This is a genomic window from Arthrobacter sp. 35W (assembly GCF_000482545.1).
In the GTDB taxonomy this organism is placed as follows: domain Bacteria; phylum Actinomycetota; class Actinomycetes; order Actinomycetales; family Micrococcaceae; genus Specibacter.
On the sequence record NZ_KI519454.1, the window covers coordinates 1,267,114 to 1,286,654 of the forward strand.

The 19,541-nt window shown below is 64.6% G+C and carries 18 protein-coding genes; 9 read left to right on the top strand and 9 right to left on the bottom strand.

Annotation, left to right across the window (positions count from 1 at the left end; genetic code table 11):
* Positions 1 to 93: 93 nt before the first annotated feature.
* Positions 94 to 1,443 (bottom strand): MFS transporter, encoded by a 1,350-nt coding sequence (locus tag K254_RS0105375; protein ID WP_051388880.1) that lies wholly within the window; start codon positions 1,441 to 1,443, stop codon positions 94 to 96.
* Positions 1,444 to 1,661: 218 nt separating this feature from the next.
* The gene (locus tag K254_RS0105380; protein WP_026554497.1) at positions 1,662 to 2,297 is read right to left on the bottom strand and encodes an RraA family protein; all 636 of its coding nucleotides are present in this window, start codon (positions 2,295 to 2,297) and stop codon (positions 1,662 to 1,664) included.
* Between the two features lie 229 nt (positions 2,298 to 2,526).
* Between K254_RS0105380 and K254_RS21920 the strand changes: the two genes are divergently transcribed.
* The 3 genes from K254_RS21920 to K254_RS0105395 all read left to right on the top strand — a co-directional run bounded on the left by K254_RS21920 (position 2,527) and on the right by K254_RS0105395 (position 5,035).
* On the top strand, positions 2,527 to 3,336 hold the full coding sequence (locus K254_RS21920) for an SDR family oxidoreductase (RefSeq protein ID WP_035749612.1): 810 nt from the start codon (positions 2,527 to 2,529) through the stop codon (positions 3,334 to 3,336).
* Between the two features lie 34 nt (positions 3,337 to 3,370).
* A complete protein-coding gene (locus K254_RS0105390) occupies positions 3,371 to 4,555 on the top strand; it encodes a pyridoxal phosphate-dependent aminotransferase (protein WP_026554498.1) in 1,185 nt (394 codons plus the stop codon).
* A 174-nt stretch (positions 4,556 to 4,729) separates the two neighbouring features.
* Positions 4,730 to 5,035 carry a putative quinol monooxygenase gene (locus K254_RS0105395; protein ID WP_026554499.1) on the top strand — a complete coding sequence of 102 codons (306 nt, stop codon included), beginning with the start codon at positions 4,730 to 4,732 and terminating at the stop codon, positions 5,033 to 5,035.
* 27 nt (positions 5,036 to 5,062) lie between these two features.
* Here the strand turns inward: K254_RS0105395 and K254_RS0105400 are convergent, their stop codons facing one another.
* Complete coding sequence (locus K254_RS0105400) at positions 5,063 to 6,478, bottom strand: MFS transporter (RefSeq protein WP_196810880.1); 1,416 nt, start codon at positions 6,476 to 6,478, stop codon at positions 5,063 to 5,065.
* Between the two features lie 154 nt (positions 6,479 to 6,632).
* On the opposite strand from K254_RS0105400, the gene K254_RS21925 reads away from it, so the two are divergent.
* Positions 6,633 to 7,571, top strand: coding sequence for a helix-turn-helix domain-containing protein (locus K254_RS21925; protein WP_035749039.1), 939 nt, complete (start codon positions 6,633 to 6,635; stop codon positions 7,569 to 7,571).
* Here K254_RS21925 and K254_RS0105410 read toward each other — a convergent pair.
* The 6 genes from K254_RS0105410 to K254_RS0105435 form a co-directional block, all read right to left on the bottom strand.
* On the bottom strand, positions 7,507 to 8,427 hold the full coding sequence (locus K254_RS0105410) for a carbohydrate kinase family protein (RefSeq protein ID WP_026554501.1): 921 nt from the start codon (positions 8,425 to 8,427) through the stop codon (positions 7,507 to 7,509). The two genes, K254_RS21925 and K254_RS0105410, sit on opposite strands and share 65 nt — an antisense overlap.
* A 25-nt stretch (positions 8,428 to 8,452) precedes the next feature.
* Positions 8,453 to 9,961 carry a glycoside hydrolase family 32 protein gene (locus tag K254_RS0105415; protein WP_026554502.1) on the bottom strand — a complete coding sequence of 503 codons (1,509 nt, stop codon included), beginning with the start codon at positions 9,959 to 9,961 and terminating at the stop codon, positions 8,453 to 8,455.
* Between the two features lie 59 nt (positions 9,962 to 10,020).
* Positions 10,021 to 10,812: a carbohydrate ABC transporter permease gene (locus K254_RS0105420; RefSeq protein ID WP_442853053.1), complete on the bottom strand. Its 792-nt coding sequence runs from the start codon at positions 10,810 to 10,812 to the stop codon at positions 10,021 to 10,023.
* A gap of 139 nt (positions 10,813 to 10,951) precedes the next feature.
* Positions 10,952 to 11,917 carry a carbohydrate ABC transporter permease gene (locus K254_RS0105425; RefSeq protein WP_026554504.1) on the bottom strand — a complete coding sequence of 322 codons (966 nt, stop codon included), beginning with the start codon at positions 11,915 to 11,917 and terminating at the stop codon, positions 10,952 to 10,954.
* Positions 11,918 to 11,992: 75 nt separating this feature from the next.
* Positions 11,993 to 13,285, bottom strand: a complete 1,293-nt coding sequence (locus K254_RS0105430; RefSeq protein ID WP_026554505.1) for a sugar ABC transporter substrate-binding protein — start codon at positions 13,283 to 13,285, stop codon at positions 11,993 to 11,995.
* Positions 13,286 to 13,406: 121 nt separating this feature from the next.
* Positions 13,407 to 14,432 carry a LacI family DNA-binding transcriptional regulator gene (locus tag K254_RS0105435; RefSeq protein ID WP_026554506.1) on the bottom strand — a complete coding sequence of 342 codons (1,026 nt, stop codon included), beginning with the start codon at positions 14,430 to 14,432 and terminating at the stop codon, positions 13,407 to 13,409.
* 321 nt (positions 14,433 to 14,753) lie between these two features.
* On the opposite strand from K254_RS0105435, the gene K254_RS25260 reads away from it, so the two are divergent.
* The 5 genes from K254_RS25260 (at position 14,754) to K254_RS0105455 (ending at position 19,516) form a co-directional block, all read left to right on the top strand.
* Positions 14,754 to 14,918, top strand: coding sequence for an SDR family oxidoreductase (locus K254_RS25260; RefSeq protein WP_081710067.1), 165 nt, complete (start codon positions 14,754 to 14,756; stop codon positions 14,916 to 14,918).
* A gap of 142 nt (positions 14,919 to 15,060) precedes the next feature.
* Positions 15,061 to 16,077: a LacI family DNA-binding transcriptional regulator gene (locus K254_RS0105440; RefSeq protein WP_026554507.1), complete on the top strand. Its 1,017-nt coding sequence runs from the start codon at positions 15,061 to 15,063 to the stop codon at positions 16,075 to 16,077.
* 228 nt (positions 16,078 to 16,305) lie between these two features.
* Positions 16,306 to 17,610, top strand: coding sequence for an extracellular solute-binding protein (locus K254_RS0105445; protein ID WP_026554508.1), 1,305 nt, complete (start codon positions 16,306 to 16,308; stop codon positions 17,608 to 17,610).
* A gap of 66 nt (positions 17,611 to 17,676) precedes the next feature.
* Positions 17,677 to 18,621: a carbohydrate ABC transporter permease gene (locus K254_RS0105450; RefSeq protein ID WP_026554509.1), complete on the top strand. Its 945-nt coding sequence runs from the start codon at positions 17,677 to 17,679 to the stop codon at positions 18,619 to 18,621.
* A gap of 1 nt (position 18,622) precedes the next feature.
* A complete protein-coding gene (locus tag K254_RS0105455) occupies positions 18,623 to 19,516 on the top strand; it encodes a carbohydrate ABC transporter permease (RefSeq protein ID WP_026554510.1) in 894 nt (297 codons plus the stop codon).
* The last annotated feature ends 25 nt before the right edge of the window (positions 19,517 to 19,541 follow it).

The following is a 19,541-nucleotide window of genomic DNA, read 5'->3' on the forward strand; positions in this document are numbered from 1 at the left end:
TCCCAGATGGTTGGTGGTGGCTGCTTGGGGGGCTAGGTTCATGGTGGTGTGTTGCGGTGCCGTGCGCCGGGGGTGTCGGCAGGCGGGGCTCCTCTAGTGGGAGCGTAGCTGCTGGCCCTTGGTTTCCTTCAGGAAGAAGATGGTGGTCAGCGTGATGACTGCGGTGATGATGGACGCCCAGGCGGGGACCATGGGGTTGCCCGTGGCCTTGATCAGTTCCGTCATGACCAGCGGAGCGCTTCCACCAAAGATGATGGTGCTGATGCTGAACCCAATGCTGTAGGCGCTGTACCGCACAGTGGTGGGGAAGATCTCCGTCAGGACGGTGTGCACGACGGCGGCGTGGCCGGCGAAGGCTACGGCCATCACGGCGGCGCCGGCCATGGCCGGGCCCATTTGACCGGTGGCGATGAAGGCGAACATTGGGTAGGACACGGCTGCCATGGCGATGGCGGAGATGGCCAGAACGGGCTTGCGGCCGATGCGGTCGGACAGGCGGGCCATGAGCGGGATGGCGATGATGATGGCCACGAGGCCGACGGCGGTGACCATGAGGGCCTGTGCGCTGCTGAAGTTGTGCTCCTTGCCCAGAGAGGTCTTCAGGTAGGTGGGCATGTAGGCAAACAGCAGGTAGTAGCCGGGGCCGTTGACGGCCGGCAGGAAGATGGTGATCGCGATGGCCTGCAGGTGCTTCTTGGAGGTGAAGACGGCGCGCAGCGGGTTGCGCTCCACGTGGTTGGCGGCGCGCAGGGCTGCGAAGTGCGGAGTGTCTTCCATGCGGCTGCGGATGTAGAACCCCACGTAACCCAGCGGTACAGCAACCAGGAACGGGATGCGCCAGGCCCACGCCTCCATGGTGGCGTCACCCAGCGTGACGATCAGCACGGTGGAGAGCAGACTGCCGAAGAGCAGGGCGAGGAAGGACCCGACGGCGATGAAGCTCATGGCGAAGTTGCGGGTGCGGTTGGGTGCGTACTCGCCCACGAAGGACATGGCGCCGGCAACTTCTCCACCGGCCGAGAAGCCCTGGAGGATTCGAAGCAGGATCAGCAGGATGGGTGCGGCCACACCGATGGCAGCATGCGAGGGAATCAGGCCGATTGCCGCTGTAGCGCCGCTGATGAGCAGCAGCAAGGTGGACAGCAGCGTCTTGCGCCCCATCTTGTCGCCCAGATAGCCGCAGATGACGCTGCCAAAGGGGCGGGCCAGGAAGCTGACCAAGAAGCCGACGTTGGTGAGCAGGAGCGATCCGACGTCCTTGGAGCCCATGACGTTGATTGCCAGATAGGTCGTCAGGAGTCCGTAGATTCCGTAGTCGTACCATTCGACGAACGAGCCCATGGCTCCGGCGACGGTTGCCCTGCGGACGACCTTGCCGTCGGCGGTGGCTACCTGAATCTGCTGCGTGTCCAGGGTGCCGTTCCCGGGTTTGGTGCTGGTCATGGCGGCCTTTCGAAGAAGAGTGTGCTGTGATCAAAGCGGCTGAGATGCCAATCACATATGAGAAGTCTGTCTCGTTTTTGCTGTGGCGTCAAGCACGTTTCTTCATTGTTCTGTTAACTCTGAGTTAACTCGTTTCATGGGGGTTGGCAAGCACGCGTCCGGCGGCCCACCCGCGCAGGGTGGACCGCCGGACGCGTGTCGATGCGGGGTCGCCTGGATCAGGCCGGCTGGTGCCGCATGGCCTGGACCTCGGCGTCCTTGCTTGCCTCAAGCTCGACGATTTTCGTGACTTCGGCAAGGACCTCGGCGGCGCGGTCGATGGGGATGAAGATGATGCCGTCGTCGTCGGCGGCAACGATGTCGCCAGGGTTGACGACCACGCCGCCAATCGCCACAGCCTCGCCAATCGTGCCGGGGCCGTTCTTGAACGGCCCCGCAGGTGTCAGCCCACGGGCAAAGACGGGGAACTTGAGTTCTTCGATGATGGAGCGGTCGCGGACGTAGCCATCGACGACGGCGCCGACGGCGCCGTGGAACTCGAACCGCTGGGCCAGGTTGTCGCCCATGATGGCGCGGCCGTTGTAGCCGAAGGCGTTGATGACCAGCATGTCGCCGGGTTGGATGTGGTCAAGTGCGTCAATGACCGACTTGTTGTCGCCGGCCACGGTGAGCACGGGCAGTGCTGAGCCGACGGCGCTCGCGCCGGCCCAAATGGGCACGATCCCACCATCGGGGATTCCCAGCCGGCCTACGGCGTCGCCCAGGTTGGCCACGGAGTAGGCGCGGAACGCTTCGAGCAGCAAGGGTGCGGGGCGCGTCCAGGCCGGGCTCACGCGGATGTTCTCTGATGACACGTCGGTCTCTCTTTCCAAGTGGTTGTTGATTCTGAAATGAGATGAAATTCGCATTTCACTGATCCAAGTGTGACCCCCTGCCGCCAATCAGGCAAGAGGTGGTGCGGGGAGTTCGCGGCCGTCGGTGCAATGATCATCCCGGGATCATTGACTGGGCGTGGAATAGATGAGAAAGTATTCTCATCTTAGAGATGTGTATCACTACCTAATGCAGAAAGCAGGAACCACCGTGGGAGCTCTAGACGGCAAAGTCGCCATTGTCACCGGCGCCGGGTCGGGAATTGGCCGTGAGAGCGCAACGCAGCTTGCCAGCGAAGGCGCCACGGTGGTGCTGGTGGGGCGCAGGCCGGGGATTCTTGAACTGCTGGCCGAAAAGATCAAGCGTGCCGGCGGTGATGCCGTTGCCCGGACGGCCCACATCGAATCCAAGGCCGAAGTTGATGACCTGGTTGCCTGGGTCAAGGCCAATCTGGGTCCGGTGGACATTCTGGTCAACAATGCCGGCAGCGCCAGCAAGGTGCTTAACGTTCGATGGATCAGCCAGGAGGAATGGCAGCAGGTGATGGACGTCAACCTCAATGCCGTCTATCTGCTGACGCAGGCCGTACTGCCCGACATGCTCGAGCGCCGCACCGGCACCATCATCACCATCTCGTCCCTGGCTGCCGTCAACCCCAATCTGCTGGGCGGGGCAGCGTACGGTGCGGCCAAGGCCGGGGTGCGCAATTTCATGACCTATCTGCACAATACGTTCCGCAATGACGGGCTGAGGGCCATCACCATCCTTCCTGGTGAGACCAGCACTCCCATCATGGACAACCGGGCGAGGCCGCCGCGCGACGACGAGCGCGCAGCCATGGTCCAGCCGGAGGACATTGGAAGGGCTGTGCACCTGGTGGCCACCCTGCCGCAGCGCACCGTCATCCAGGAACTGATCATTGCCCCGACGTTCCAGCGCGATGTTTCCGGCGACCTTGAGATCAGCAGGTGGGCCGGGGCGCCGGAATCACTGGTGCCCGGCAACCCCGCCGACAGCTGACATCCACCTTCCACCATCAGATAGCAGGATCCATATGACCAACATTCCAGCGCCCGTCCAGATCCCCTTCGCTGCTGCGGAGGCCGTCCAACGTGTGCAGCGCACCTCGCGCCGTGTCCAGCAGCCCCAGTCCAGCCCGGACCTCGTCTCCTTGGCCGTAGGCGAGCCCAATTTCGACACCCCGGAGCAGGTGCGGGCCGCAGCGACAGCGGCCCTGGCTGCAGGGCACACCCACTATTCCCCGGCGCAGGGAGAGCCCGTCCTCCGCGAGGCTCTGGCAGGCAGGCTATCGGAGCTGACGCGCGAACCCGTTTCCAGTGCCGACATCCTCATCACCCACGGGGGCACGGCCGGCCTGGCCGCGGCGATCCTGGGCATCGTCAATCCGGGGGACCGCGTGGTGGTCCCGGACCCGACCTACTCGCTGTACGCCGACCTTGTCAGCATGGCGGGCGGTGTGTTGGTTCCCGTGCCGCTGGCGGCCGACCTCCACTGGGATCTCGAGGCGCTGTCCTCGGCCCTGGACGGGGCAAAGCTCTTCGTCTTCTGCAACCCCTCCAACCCGACCGGCATTGTCCACAGCCGTGCTGAGCTGGAGGCGTTGGCGGACCTACTGGCGGGCACCGACACTCTGGTGCTCACCGATGAGGCCTACAGTGATCTCGTCTACACGGCGGAGCCCTTCACGTCCGCCCTGCAGATCGAGGCCCTTGAAGGACGGACCATCTACTGCCAGACCTTCTCCAAGAGCTACGCCATGACCGGGTGGCGCGTTGGCTACTTGTGGGGACCGTCCTCCGTCATCGCAGCGGCAGCCCGCGTGCATGCCACGTTCAATGGCTCCGTCAACACCGCCAACCAGTTGGCGGCCCTGACGGCGTTGGAAACCTGCGGTCCGGACATTGAGCGGATGCACGAGGCCTACACCCGTCGACGCGCCCTGATGCTTGAGGGTCTCGCGGGCATTGACGGCCTGCATGTCGGCACACCCGAGGGAGCCTTCTACCTCTTCCCGAAGTACGACGCATCCCTGTCGTCGGAGGAGATGGTCGCCCATCTGCGCAAGCACGGTGTGGCCGTGCGCCCCGGTGGCGAGTTTGGACAGTACGGCGAGCAGCACATCCGGCTTTCCTATGCTGCCAGCGAGGAGGCCATCGTGGAGGGCGTGAAGCGGATTGCGGCCGGCATGGCCGCATTGAGGGCCACTGCCGCGCAGTAGGAGCCGGATGACAAGGAAAGGGAGGTGCGCACTGTGCACCTCCCTTTCCTCGTTGGGCCCCGCAGTTCCCGATTCCGCGTGGGCGGCGACAGCCGCTTGGCAGCCGGTTGCCATCCCGTTAGGGTTGGTCTGGGGTGGCTGCGTCCACAAGGCTCGAGAGCAAGGAATGCTGGCATGGCAGAGACATTTTTCCAGGTTGTTGTCCGCTACACGGTGAAACCCGGGGAAACGGACGACGTCCTGCGGCTCCTGGGCGAGATGGCCGCCGCCACGCGCGGGGAAGAGGCGAATCTGGCCTACGACTTTTTCCAGGGCGTCGACAACGCGGCGGAGATCGTGATCCTCGAACGCTACCGGGATGCGGCCGGCTTTGCCGCACACCGTGAGTACGAGCATTTCGAGCGCATTGGCGTTTCGCAGATCATCCCGCGCCTGGCGGGCCGCGCCGTCCAAACCTTTGAGAACGCCACTGCCTCCTAGCGTCCAAGCGGCCCGGCTCTGGGTTGCCTAGTGGATGGTTTGGCTGGCTTTGATGCCCGCCGGGCGGAGGACGACGAAGGCCGCGGCCGCGGTGATGAGCAGCAGGGATGCGGCGATGATGAAGCTGAGCTGCATTCCGTGGACGAAATTGGCGCCGTCAGCGACGAGGGCCCCGAAAACGGCAATGGCGACGGCGCCGCCGACCTGCCGGAAGGTGTTGAACACGGCACTTGCGGTTCCGGCCCGCTCGCCGGATGTGCTGGCGAGGACGACGGCGGCGACCTGCGGCATGGCGATGGATCCGCCGGCTCCGGTGAGGACCAGGAGGCCTCCCATGAGGACCGGTGACCCCAGTGGTGCCGTGATGACCATGGCGGTGAGCCCGACGACCATGGAAGCCAACCCGAGGACTATGGGCGCCCGCGGCCCGAAGCGGTTTGCGAGGGTCCCGCTGGCAATGTTCCCGAGGATGCTGAAGGCCGCCGAGGGCAGGAACACGAGTCCGGCGTGGAGCGGTGTCAGGCCAAGGTGTTGTTGGAGAAAGAGGCTGAGCACGAACACGGTGCCGAAATGGCTCGCCATGAACGCGAACCCGACGGCGAGGGAAACCCGCATACCCAGCGAGCGGAACAACTCCAAGGGCATCATCGGGTGCCGCCCGTGGGCTTGGATCAGCAGAAACCCCGTGATGCCCGCGGCTGCCACTGCCAGGCTCAGCACGACGTGCATCGAGCCGAAGCCCTCCGCTCCTCCCGTGATGAGTCCGTACATCAGCGCCGTCAGAGCGACGATGGCCGTGCTCTGGCCGGCCCAGTCGAAGGGCGCGGGCCGCCGCGGCGAGGCGGCAATCGGAATCAGCAGCACCAGCATCGCGATGCAGACGGGCAGGTTGATGGCGAACACGAGCCGCCAGTTGATGGTCGTGAGCAGGCCTCCGACCAGTGGGCCCACGGCGCCGGCGACAGCGCCGCCGACGGCCCAGATCCCCAAGGAGTGCGCCCGCCGTCGCGGGTCCGGGAAGGCATGCCGGATCAAGGCCATCGAAGCTGGCAGCATGAGGGCCGCCGCACTGCCTTGGAAGGCGCGGGCTGCGATCAGGAACCCTGCGGTTGGTGCGATGGCGCAGGCGATCGAGGCCGCCAGGAACAGTGCGATGCCGAGGCCGAAGGCCCGCTTGGCGCCGATCCGATCCGAGAGGTTCCCCGCGAACAGCAGCAGGGCGGCGAACATCAGGGTGTAGCCGTCGATGACCCACTGCTGGCTGGTGGTTCCGCCGCCAAGCTCCCTGCCGATGCTGGGCAGTGCGAGGTTGACGATCAGAATGTCGAGGGTGATGAGGAAGAAGCCGAGCGAGGCCAGCACCAGGGTGGCCCGTGCCCGCGGGGCTTCGGCGGGGACAGGTACTGGGGCGGGCAGGGGATGTGTTGCTTGGCGTTGGGACACGGTTTTCCTTTGGCGGGAGGGCCGGTGGTGGCTTGGGGACGGCGCGGGGCCGTCTTCACCATCAAACCTGCCCATCCGCGGGCGCGGGGTGCCCTGCTGCGGGGTGTACTGGCAGGGAACCCCACGCGAGGCAAACCGCTCGTAGTGTGGTGTCATGACTGAGCTGAATCGAGATGGCATTCGGGAATTTCTCACGACGCGGCGGGCCAGGGTCCAGCCGGTCGAGGTTGGCTTGGCTCCGGGGCTGAACAGGCGCGTCCCCGGGCTCCGCCGGACCGAGGTCGCGCTGCTGGCCGGGATGAGTGTGGAGTACTACTCCCGTTTGGAGCGTGGCGAACTTTCCAGGGCGTCGGATGCGGTCCTGCACGGCATCGCGGGTGCCCTGCTGCTTGACGACGCCGAACGTCAGCACCTTTTCGATCTGGCACGGGCCGCCACGACGCCGCCGGCCCGCCGCCAGCGGCGATCGCCGCGCAACGCCGTCGTCCGCCCCGGCCTTCAGCTCGCCCTCGATGCGGTCACGGGCGGCCCGGCCCTGGTCCGGAACGGACGGATGGACATCATCGCGGCGAATACCCTCGGGAGAGCGCTGCACATGGACGTCTATGGTTCCGGGGAACGGCCCGTCAACCTGGCCCGGCACGCTTTCCTGGACCGGGAAAGGGCCGAGCTCTTCTACCCCGACTGGGACGCCGCGGCAGATGCGATTGTGGCGATCCTGAGGACGGAGGCCGGCCGGGATCCCTACGACAAGGACCTCCAGGACCTCATCGGTGAACTCTCCACCCGGAGCGAGGAGTTTCGCAGGAAATGGGGCGACCACAACGTCCGGCGCCACGCGAGGGGCGTCAAACACTTCCGCCACCCCATCGTCGGCACCCTGGATCTTCTGTTTGAGGCCAGCGAGCTGATGGCAGACCCCGGCTGGAACCTGCTGATCTACACGGCGGAACCAGGAACACCGACGGCGGATGCCCTCCGGCTCCTGGCAAGCTGGGCCGCCACCCAGGACCAAGAGCCGGCCGCTCCTAGTCCAGGTGGGTTCGCAGCTCCTGAAGGGTGGGCGGATTGGCGCCCGGGCGCCGCACGGTGATGGCTGCGGCCATGGATGCCATGCGGCCCAGCTGCTCCAGTACGGCGGGTGCGAAGCCGTCGGTCCCGCGGGTGAGCAGTCCCATGATCAGGGCCGACATGTATGAGTCGCCTGCTCCAATGGTGTCCGCGACCTCGGACTCCACCGACGGCACGAGCAGCTGTGCCGAACTGGTGGCCAGCAGCGAACCGAGGGACCCCTTCGTGATGACCGCCAGGCGGGAACCAAGATCCAGGATGCGTGCGGCAACGTCCTCCAGCTCTTTGCCGGGGTACAGCCACTGGGCGTCCTCGTCGCTGAGTTTGACGACGTCGGTCAGGTGGAGAAGGTCTTCGAACGTTGACAGGGCCTCGGCATGGCTGCCGAGCAGGGCGGGCCTGATGTTGGGGTCGTACGTCACCAGGCATTCACGGTGGGCCTGGCACAGAAGCTCCTTGACGGCGGCGGCGCCCGGTGCGAGGAAGGTCGCGATCGATCCGGTGTGGAGCACCTTGGGAATATGGGCCGGAGCGACCGGTTCCAGATCCCAGACAATGTCAAAGTCATAGTTGGCCGAGCCATCCGCGGAAAGTGTGGCCGTGGCCGATGCAGTCCTCGCCAGGGACCGCGACCCCGGCAGGAGGAGCACACCAGCGCTGTGCAGGTGCGTCCCGATGGCCGCGCCGCGTTCGTCGTCGCCGATGGCTGTCAGCAGCCCGGTGGTGACGCCGAGCCGGCCCAGTCCATAGGCCACGTTTGCCGGTGAACCGCCGGGGTGTTCACTCGTGCCCACCGGCGTGGTGACCACGTCGATGAGGGCTTCGCCGATGACGACGACGTCCAGAATGGTTCCGGGCGTGGGGGTGGAGCTGTGCATAGTGCGTCTCTTTCCGAGGGTGCCGTCAGGCCCAGCGCTTGATGCTGAGGCTGTCAAAGGTTGCCGTGCCGCCGGCGGCATAGAGCGATACGTCGGTGCTGGTGGCGGCGGGGAAGACCAATTCCGTCAGGGTGAGAAGCCCGCCCTGGGCGAAGACCTCGACGGAGCAGTGGTCCACGTAGATGGTGAGCTCATAGGAACCGTCACTGGTCTCGATCGGGGCAGAGTCGATCGATGCGAACGATTCGTGGAAGTCCACCTGCCCCGAGTTCCGCCGGTCGATGAAGATCCGGCCCTGCGCGGGCAGAATGCCGATGCGGGTGCCCTCTATGCCGTTGCCGCGCACGACCAGCCCAACCTCGTCCGCCGATCCCGGGGTGAGGGTGAGGTGGATGCATTGAACGCTGCCGGAGGCGCCGTCCAGAACCAGCGCCTCGTTAGATACGACTACCGCCTCGAGGTCGAACAATGTCGAGGGGACGGTGGTCGTGGACAGGTCTGCGGCAACCTGCTGCACCAGACGCGGGCCGCCGTCGGTGGTGCGCAGAGACACCTCACGGGCCAGGGACATCGGGCTGCGCCACGGCGCCGTGGGAATCTCGTTGGCATACTGCCAGTTGTTCATCCAGCCGATCATGAGCCTGCGGTTGTCGGGGGCGTCGCTGAAGGACACGGCGGCGTAGTAGTCCCGGCCCCAATCCAGCCACCGGTATTCCTCCAGCCGGGCCGGATCCTGCAGGCCCTCGGTGACGGTGGTGGATGAAGTGAACGTGGTCCCGTCGAAATCGCCAACGAAGTACTGCCCGGCCGATCCACCGTTGGGACCGCCCGGATTGAGGTTCACGACCAGGACCCACTTGAGGTTCTCCGGATCGCCGTCGACGGGCAGTGGGAAGAGGTCCGGGCACTCCCAGACGCCGCCGGTCCCGTTGGCAGGGCCGAAGCTGCTCAGCAGCTCCCAGGTTTTCAGATCATCGGACCTGTAGAGGACGACCTGGAAGTCGGCCGCCTCCACGGCCGCCATGACCCAGTAGCTGCCGGCGTCACCGTCATAGCGGAACACCTTCGGGTCGCGGAATTCGGCCGAGCCACGGCTGAGCACCGGGTTGCCGGCGTGCTTGATCCACGTGTAGCCGCCGTCCAGGCTGTAGGCCAGCGACTGGGCCTGGATGCCGTGGTGCTCGGAGGCCGCCTTGTAGGCGCTGGTGTAGACGGCAACGAGCGGCGGCGTCTGCGCTGTACCAAATCCGCTGGTGTTGTGCCGGTCAAAGACGATGCTGCCGGAGAAGATGTCCTCCCGCTCATCGCAGGCAATGGCGACCGGGTGCTCGGTCCAGGCCAGCAGGTCCGTGGAGGTGGCGTGCCCCCACGACATATTGCCCCACACAGTGCCCGTCGGGTTGTTCTGGTAGTAGAGGTGGTAGATGCCCTCATGGAAAATCAGGCCGTTGGGATCGTTGAGCCAGGTGTTGCTGGCCGCATAGTGCAGGGCCGGCCGGAAGGTGTCGAGCGACGTGTCGTTCGGGGTGGTCATGGGTCTAGGTCTCGCTTCTCTTCAATCGTCGGAACGCTGTTCAAGTGGAGCCAGCGTGTCTAGCCTTTGACGCCGCTGGAGGCGATGCTGTTCACAAAAGAGCGTTGGAACGCGATGAACAGTGCGACGACGGGCAGGGTGATCATTGACGAATAGGCCATGACCTCGCCCCAGGAGACATTGAGCTGGAAGAAGTACTGCACGCCGATCATGACGGGACGCAGTTCCTCGCTCTGGACGACCATGAGCGGCCAGAGGTAGGAGTTCCAGGCCGGGAGGAAGGTCAGGATCGACACCGTGGCGATGGCCGGTCCAGACAGCGGCATGACAATCTTGCGGTAGATCTTGAACCAGCTGGCCCCATCCACTCGTGCGGCTTCGTCCAGTTCCTTGGGGATGGATTCGAAGTACTGGTGGAAGAGGTAGATGGAGAAGGCGTTGGCCACGAACGGGAGGATCTGCACTTGGTAGGTGTCCAGCCACCCCGTGGTCAGTGACAACGAGAACCCGTTGAGATCCAGCCAGGGAAGCTGGTTGACCCACCAGACCAGGGGCAATGCCAGTGTTTCGAAGGGCACAATCAGGGTGGCGATGATCAGCGTCAGGATGACTCCCTTGCCGCGGACCTTCATCCGTGACAGGGCGAATGCAGCGAGGCTGTTGATCAGGACGCCCAGAACGACGGTCACCGCCGAGATGCCAATGGAATTGACCAGGAAGCGGGCGGCCGGGACCCGGTCAAAGACGGCACCGTAGTTGTCCAGCGACAGGTTGCCGACCGGCAGGAACGCGGCAATGGAGGACAGGTCGCCGAAGATCTGCTGGTCCGGCTTCAACGAGGACACGAACATGAACAGCAGGGGGAAGGCAAAGACGACGCCCAGCAGGATTCGTACGATCCAGCCGCCGATGCCACGGACCCGGCGCGGGCTGGGGGAGGATGAACGGACGCGTGTGCGCGGGCGGGCGCTTTCGAGGGTGGTGGCCATGTCAGGACTTCTCTCGGGTGAGGTATCGCTGTACTGCGGAGACGATGAGGACCAGCGCGAAGAAGACGAGCGAAATCGCGGAGGCATAGGAGGTTTCCTGCTGCTTGAAGCCGGCTCGGACGGCCTGGTAGACGATCGTCGTCGTCGAATCCAGCGGCCCGCCCTGGGTCATCACGCTGACCTGGGTAAACAGGCTCAATGCCTGGATGGTGATGGTGATCAGGATTAGGCTGCGGGTGGCGGACAGCCCGGGCCAGGTGATGTACCTGAACCGTTGCCACCGGCTGACCCCGTCGATGTCAGCGGCTTCATACAGATCCGCCGAGATGGTCTGCAGCCCCGAGAGCCAGATGATCATGTGGAATCCGGCACCCTGCCAGACGGACATGAGGATGATGGCCGGCATTGCCGTCGCCGTGTTGTTCAGCCAGTCCGGTCCATGGACTGCTCCGAATGTCACTCTGGTGATGATTTCGTTGAGCAGGCCGTCCTGGCGGTACATGAACAACCACAGCAGGGAGACGACCACCATGGACGTCACCACGGGCAGGAAGTAGATGGTGCGGAAGAAGTTGACCCCGCGGACCTTGCCGTTGACCAGCAGTGCCATCAGCAGCGCGACGCCGGCCTGGAGTGGCACGACGACGACGGCGAAGTACGCCACGTTCAGCAGGGCCCGGTAGAACCCGTCATCGGCGAACAAGCGGACGAAATTGTCCACCCCGACGAAGACGGGCGGGTTCGGGGAGATCAGGCGGGCGTTGGTGAAGGCAAGCCCGAAGGCGAGCACGGCCGGCACGAACACGAAGAGCAGTAGAAGGATTACGGCCGGGCTCAGCATGGCCCATCCGGCGCGCTGTTCGCGCCGGTGGTACTTCTTGAGCTGGCGCGGCTTCTGTGCTGAAGAGGTTGCAGGGACGGCACGGTCTGTGGCCGGCAGGGATGCCGGAGCTGGAGAGGAATTCATCGTTTCTGGTCCTGACTGGATCCCGGGCCGGGGTGCCGCGACAGTTCAATCGCGGCGCGGCACCCCGGAGGCGGACTAGTTCTTGTAGCCGTTGTTGGACTTGATGTTGGCGTCAATGTTCTTGACGGCCTTGTCCAAGGCCTGCTTGGGGTCGGCGCCGGAAATGATGTCCTGGGCGGCCTTGCCGAATTCGGTGGCGATGAACGGGTAGGCCGGTGTCTCGGGGCGCAGCACGGCGGACTTCTTGGAGAAGTCGAGGAAGGGGCGGTTCTTGCCCGTGGGTTCATAGCCGGGCACCAGCGCGGCGGCAGCGTCTGTGGCGGGGATCGTGCCGGTTGCCTTGGCGACGGCGGCAATGTTCTCCGGCTTCAGGGAGAAGGAAAGGTAGTCCATCGCGGCCTCGGGGTTCTTGCAGCCGGTGGTCACGCCCCACTGCCAGGATCCGCCGCCGATCTTCGGGCCATTGCCCAGGTCCACGGATGGCATGACGACCAGGTCGTCGCCGAGCGCCGTGCGTGCCTTGTCAGCCGCCCAGCTGCCGGTGTAGACGATGGCGCTCTTGTTGTTCAGGAAATCCGCGGTGGAGTCCTTGCCGCTCTTCTGCGCGGCATAGCCGTCGGCGATGAGGCCATGGAACCAGTTGGCCCACTCGACAGCCTTGTCGCCGTTGAGGGCGCCGTCCGCGCTCTGGAAGTCGCTGCGGTTGATCAGATCTCCGCCGAAGGACTGCAGGAAAGGGGAGTACGCGTAGGGCAGCCACTCACCAGTACCGGCCGTGCCGAGGTCCAGTGGCGCGTCCCATTTGCCCAGCTTCTTCAATGCCGCCAGTGCGCCATTGAATTCGTCCTTGGTCCACGGATTGTCCGCGGTGGCAATCCGTACGCCGGCCGCCTTCAGGTCCGAAGCGCGGGCCAGCATGGCCAGGGCCACGTCGTAGTAGCCTACCGAGTAGGTCTGGCCATTCCACTTGCCCAGGGTGCTGGGCAGGTTCGCGGACAGATCAACCGAGAGGTTCAACGGCGCCAGATACTTTGACCAGGCCCAGTTCGGGACGTTCGGTCCGTCGATGTCGACGATGCACGGCAGCTTGTTCGCCGAGGCCGCCGCGACAACGGAATCGTTGTACGAGTCCTGCGGGAAGGCCTGGACCTTGATCTTCACCTTGCTCTGGCTCTGGTTGTAGGCGTCCACAATGGACTGGATGGCCCCGAGCTCGTCCGGATTTCCAGCGTTGTGCGTCCAGAGTGTGAGTTCGCCGTTGGCTCCGTCCTTGGAGTTTCCGGCGCCCGTCCCGCAGGCTGCCAGGCTGCCGACCAAAGTGGCGGCGGTTAGACTTGCGGCTAGGAGCCGCTTGAAGCGAGTGTTCATTGCTGTTGAATCTTTCTACTGGGTTCTTGTGCTGATGGTTCCGCCCGGGGGCGTGGCTGTTAGAGCAGCCACGTCCCCATTTTTTGTGCGTACCAGGTGTTGCTTGCGGTGTGCCGTTGCGTTAGATGTGCAGTGGCGGAGCGACCGACCCGCGCTGGACCAGCGGGCAGTCAAAGATCATGTGGACGGGTTCCTCATCCCCAGAGGCCTCGATCTCGTCCAGGAGCTGCGTCACAGCCCAGCGGCCCATGCCGTAGTGGGGGAGTGCCACTGTTGTCAGGCCAGGCCACAGGCCCTCCGCGATCAGTTCGAGATTGTCGATCCCGATGACGGACAGGTCGTGTGGGATGGTCATGCCGAGGGAGCCGGCCGCCTGGTAGGCGCCCATGGCCATCCTGTCGCTGAAGCAGAACAGGGCCGTCGGCCGCGTGGGCAGGGAGAGCAAGTGTTGGGCAGCGATTCGGCCCCCCTCGGCCCTGGATTCAGCTGTGGCGACGAGGGCGGGATCGAAGTCGATGCCAGCTTCCCCCAGCGCCTCCACGTACCCCTGGAACCGTCCGTGCGTGGCGGGAATGTCATCAATGTTGTTGATGAAGCCGATGGTCCTGTGCCCCGCGTCGATCAGGGTGCGGACGGCGGTCCGTGCTGCCGCCACCTCATCCGGCACGACGGAGGAGATGCTCCCTAGATCCGACGTGGCGTCCAGCAGGACTGTCGGCACTCCCGCCAGTTCGGTGGGGGTTGCAATCCGCTGGTGGTACATCTTGGCGTAGACAATGCCATCGACCTGGTGCTGGAGCAGAGTATTGATCTGCTTCTTCTCCAGTTCCGGATCGCTGGCGGTGTCCAGCATCATCAGGAGCCATCCGCGCTCATAGGCGGCATCCTGGGCCCCCAGGATCATCTCGCCGGCAAAAGGAGTGGTTGCGATTTGATCGTTCACCATGCCGAGCAGGTACGAGCGCTGGTTGCGCAGTCCGCTCGCCAATCTATTGGGCGCGTAGCCGAGTTCTTCGGCGACCGCCCGGACGTGGTCCCTCGTCGCGGCGTTGACGCGGGAACCGTGGGCATCACTGAGCGCGTGCGACACGGTCGTCACGGAAACCTGGGCAGCTTTCGCCACATCCCGGATGCCTACTTTTGCCACGAACCTGCTCCTTTGCAAAACGTTTTGTATGTCGCTCAAGTCACAGTAGCCAAAACGGTTTGCACTGTCAATGGTTTGGTTCTGTTTGGTGGAACGATGCATCGCAGGCCGTACAGGCTGGCTGCCTATGCCACAGTCCATTTGGGGGACTGCGGGGCCGGTCAACGTGGGAGTCCTCAGTCCTCAGTCCTCGACGACGGCGCAGCCGCGTAGAAGCTCCTGTCGGCGGGAGGGGCCACCGAGGTCGTCTCTGACATCAACCTCGAAGCGCAGAGCGTCTGGTTGAGGGGATTCGAGCAGTAGGGGGGAACCGCCGCGGCAATCAAGCACAACACCGCCGCCTATGTCGTCTCTTCCAAGCACGCCGTTGCCGGGCTGACGAGGTCGGCCGCGCTGGAAGTCTCGCCCCACGGAATCCGGGTCAATGCCGTCGGCCCGGGCTGCATCCACACGCCACGGCTGGCCGACGCCCCCGTCCTCGATTGACCACCTGGTGGATGGAGCGTATTCGGCGCGCTAGCTGCACGGGGCCATCGCGTTGGTGACACCCGGCTGAGGGGTGTGGTCTTGTAGCATCGGACGTGTCCGGTGGAAAGCCACGCTGACTGCAGGGGAGAGGTAGGGAACTGTGCGCGCCACAGTCAAGGATGTTGCCGCGCGCGCGGGGGTGTCGCCAAAGACCGTGTCCAATGTGGTCAACGGTCTGGTTCCAGTGAGTGAGCGGACCCGGAGCAAGGTCGAGGCGGCCCTCGCGGAGCTGGACTATGTCCCGAACTTGTCCGCCCGGGGCCTGCGCAACGGCCGCTCAGGTGTGATTGGCCTGGCGCTGCCGGATTTGAGCACCCCGTATTCGGCCGAAGTGGCCCACCACATTGTGGAGGCGGCCCACGACCAAGGCTGGAGTGTCCAGATCGAGGAGACGGGGTTTGACCCCCAACGGGAACACGACCTGCTGTCGAAGGCGCGCACCAATCTCATTGACGGGCTGATCCTCAATCCGGTGGTCCTGGACGAGAGTGCCATCCGGGTGGGCGGCACTCTTCCCCCCGTGGTCCTGCTGGGCGACGTGGTCCAGCATCTGGCGGACCGCGTGTGGGTGGACAGCCTGGCGGCGGCCAAGGACATGACCCTGGCCTTGGCTCGCAACGGCCGGCGGCGGATTGCCGTGGTGGGTGCGGACCAGGGTCGGGGATCGGCCACGTCCCTGCTGCGCTCCCGCGGGTACCGGGAGGCCCTGTCGGAAATGGGCATCCCCCATGACCCGCGGCTGGAGATCGGCTGCGACTATTGGACGCCGAGGGGAAGCGCCGAGGCGCTGCGGGCATTTCTGGCGGACAACGAGCTGCCGGACGCCTTCTTCTGCTTCACAGATTCGCTGGCCATCGGTGCCCTGAGCGTACTGGCCGACGCCGGGCACCGGGTGCCCGAGGATGTGGTGGTGGCCGGTTTTGATGACATTGAAGACGGGCAGTTTGCCGTTCCGGCACTTACCACCGTGTCCTTCGACAAAAAGGCACTCGCCGTCAATGCCCTCCGCCTGCTGACGGAGCGGATGGGCAGCCCCAAGCGGGCGGTGGTGGACGTATCGCTGCCCTACCGGATCGTGGAGCGGGGCAGCACAGGCCCAGGCGGAAGCCGGGGCTAGCCCGGGCGGACCCAGACCGCCGAAAAGAATTGTGCGCGCTAACAAAAATCCCTTGCCGTCATCATTACAACGATGTAATCTGTGAGGCAGGTCATAAAAACCGCAGGTTCTCAGAGCATCAAGCCTGGTTTCGCACCGACCACTGGATTCCAGTGTCCGGTGCCAACGCGTCCAAAGGAGTGACGGGTGAATCGAGTCAACGGCTACAACAGCAGCAACACGCATGGAATGTCCCGCCGGCAATTGATGATGGGTGGGGGAGCACTACTGGGCGGATTGCTGGGCGCAGGAGCCCTGTCCGGCTGCGGCGGTCCGGCAGCGGCCGCCACTGCGGAGCAGCTGAAATTCTGGCATCTGCTCTCCGGCGGCGACGGAATCAAGATGCAGGGGATGATCGACAAGGTCAACGCCGCACAGCACGAATTCCACGTCGATCCCACCGTCCTGGCCTGGGGCGCCCCGTACTACACAAAGCTGGCCATGGCGTCCGCCGGCGGGCGTCCGCCGGAGGTGGCCATTATGCACGCGGCCAGGATGCCGGGCTACGCCCCCGGTGGACTGCTGGACCCCTGGGACCTGTCCCTGCTGGCCGAGAACGGCATCCGGCCCACCGACTTTGCGCCGCGGGTGTGGAAAGGTGGCGAACTGGACGGCAAGGTCTACTCCCTTGCCCTGGATTCGCATCCGTTCATCCTGATGTACAACACCGAGATCGCCCAAAAGGCCGGTGTCCTGGCATCCAATGGGCAGCTGCAGCCCGTGGACAGCCCGGCCGGATTTCTGGACGTGGCCAGGGAACTGCAGAAGGCGACGGGGAAGCACGGTCTGTCCTACGGCTACCTGGGCGACGGCGCGCAGATGTGGCGCATGTTCTACACGTTCTACAAGCAGCACGGCGCCGACATGGTGCTGGCCCAGGGGCAGCCGGCGCAGGTGGACCGGGATGTGGCCATCACTGTCCTGGAATTCATCACCTCGATGCTGGACGACACCATTGCCACGCGCAGCGGCGACGGCGGCACTGCGATCGCCGAGTTTGCCGGGGGAGGCTCGGGCATGCTCTTCTCAGGCGTCTGGGAGCTGCCGACCATGAAGACGGCGGGCATCCCCTTGGAGGCCATGCCCATCCCAACACTGTTTGGCACTCCTGCTGCATACGCGGATTCGCACGCCTTTGTGCTGCCGCACCAGTCGTCGCTGGACGAGGCCAAGCGCCGGGATGTGTACAAATTTGTCAGCGACATCCTCAAGGGGTCCCTGGCGTGGGCGGAGGCCGGCCACATCCCGGCCTACCAGCCGGTGGTCACGTCGGCCGAGTACGAGGCTCTGATGCCGCAGGCCCACTACGCCGGCGCAGCCGACATCATCAACTACGATCCGCAGGCCTGGTTCACCGGGTCGGGCTCGGATTTCCAGTCCTATTTTGCCGAGAACGTGCAGAACGTTTTCCTGGGCCGCGACAAGGCCTCGGTGGGCTGGGACGCCTTCATCAAGCGGTTGGACACCCTGCTGTCCAAGCCGAACCCGGTGTAGCCCCATGGCACTGAACCCACCAACCACGGGAAAGAACCCAACTTTCGGGACAAGGGAGTCCATCGCATGAGCACTTCTGCCATCCAACGCCGGACCGAGGTCCGGGCCCACGACGCCGGAGCCCCGCCGCTGCGGCGGGCCGCCGGGAAGCGGCGCGATACGCTGCACGGCTGGGGCTTCGCTGCACCCTTCCTGGCCTTCTTTCTGGTCTTTCTGGTGTGGCCGCTGGTCTACGGCGCCTACATGAGCCTGACCGGAAAGTCGCTGACGGGAGCCAACGGCACCCTGATCGGGCTGGCCAACTATGCGGAGGCCTTTGGCGACGCCGATATGTGGCGTTCCATGGGCAACACGGTGTACTTCACAGTGATCAGCACCGTCCCGCTGGTCTTGGTGGCCCTGGCCCTTGCCGCGCTGGTCAATCTTGGCCTGCCGGCGCAGTGGCTCTGGCGGCTGTCCTTCTTCGCCCCGTACCTGCTGGCCTCCACGGTGGTGTCGCTCTTCTTCACTTGGATGTTCAACCCACAGCTGGGTCTGATCAATGACTTCCTGGCCGCGTTCTCCATCGCACCGGTGGCCTGGCTGAATGATCCGAACGTGGCGATGTGGTCCATTGTGATCGCTACGCTCTGGTGGACGGTGGGCTTCAACTTCCTGCTGTACCTGGCCGCCATGCAGAACATTCCGCAGCAGCACTATGAGGCGGCTTCCCTGGATGGGGCCGGCAGCTGGCGGAAGTTCTTCTCGATCACTCTGCCGCAGCTGAACCCGACCACTGCACTGATCGTAATGCTGCAGATCCTGGCATCGCTGAAGGTCTTTGACCAGATCTACCAAATGACGGCTGGCGGACCCGCCGGGTCCACACGCTCCATCGTCCAGTACATCTTCGAGACGGGCTTCACCGGTTACCGGCTGGGCTATTCCTCGGCCATTTCCTTCATCTTCTTCGGTCTCATCGTGGTCCTCTCGATCGGACAGTTCTTCGTTACCCGCAAAAGGAGCGCATGACATGGCCACGCAGACTCTTGCCCGACCCAGCCGGACCACCCCGGCTGCGCCGGCCCGCCGGTCCCGGAAGAAGTTCCCGGTGGCGCGCGTTGCCGCCACCGCCGTCGTCGCCGTCTTTGCCGTCATCTGGCTGGTCCCCTTTGCCTGGGCGACGGCCACGGCCCTGAAGAGCGAAACGGAGGCCGCGGCCACCCCCATCAGCTGGGTTCCGGCGTCGGGCTTCACCTTCGACGCCTTCGCCAAGGTGCTCTCGGAGGGAAACATTCCGCTGTGGACCTGGAACTCGCTCTTTACCTCGGCGGCGATCACCGCCATCACCCTGGCGATCTCGGCGCTTGCGGCCTATGCGCTGTCGCGGATCGAGTTCCGGGGCAAGAAGCTGCTGATGGGGGCGATCATTGGCTCCATCATCATTCCGCCGCCGGTGCTGATGATCCCGCTCTTCTACCAAATGCTGTCACTGCACCTGATCGACACCTATTGGGCCATCATCCTGCCCCAGGTGATTGCCCCGGCGATGGTCTTTGTGCTCAAGAAGTTCTTCGACCAGATTCCCCGCGAGCTGGAGGATGCGGCCCGCGTGGACGGTGCCGGCCGGCTGCGGATCTTCTGGCTGATTGTGCTTCCGCTGTCCCGCCCCATTCTGGCCGCCGTTGCCATTTTCGTTTTCATCGGTGCCTGGAACAACTTCCTCTGGCCCTTCATCGCCACCAATGACAGCTCTCTGCTGACGCTGCCGGTGGGCCTGCAGACCATCAAGAGCGCCTACGGCATCCAATACGCCCAGAACATGGCCTCGGCACTGCTGGCAGCCCTGCCCCTGATTGTGGTGTTCCTGTTCTTCCAGCGGCAGATCGTCAAGGGCATCTCCACTACCGGGCTCGCCGGCACCTGAACCAGCTCCACCCACCAGATCGACA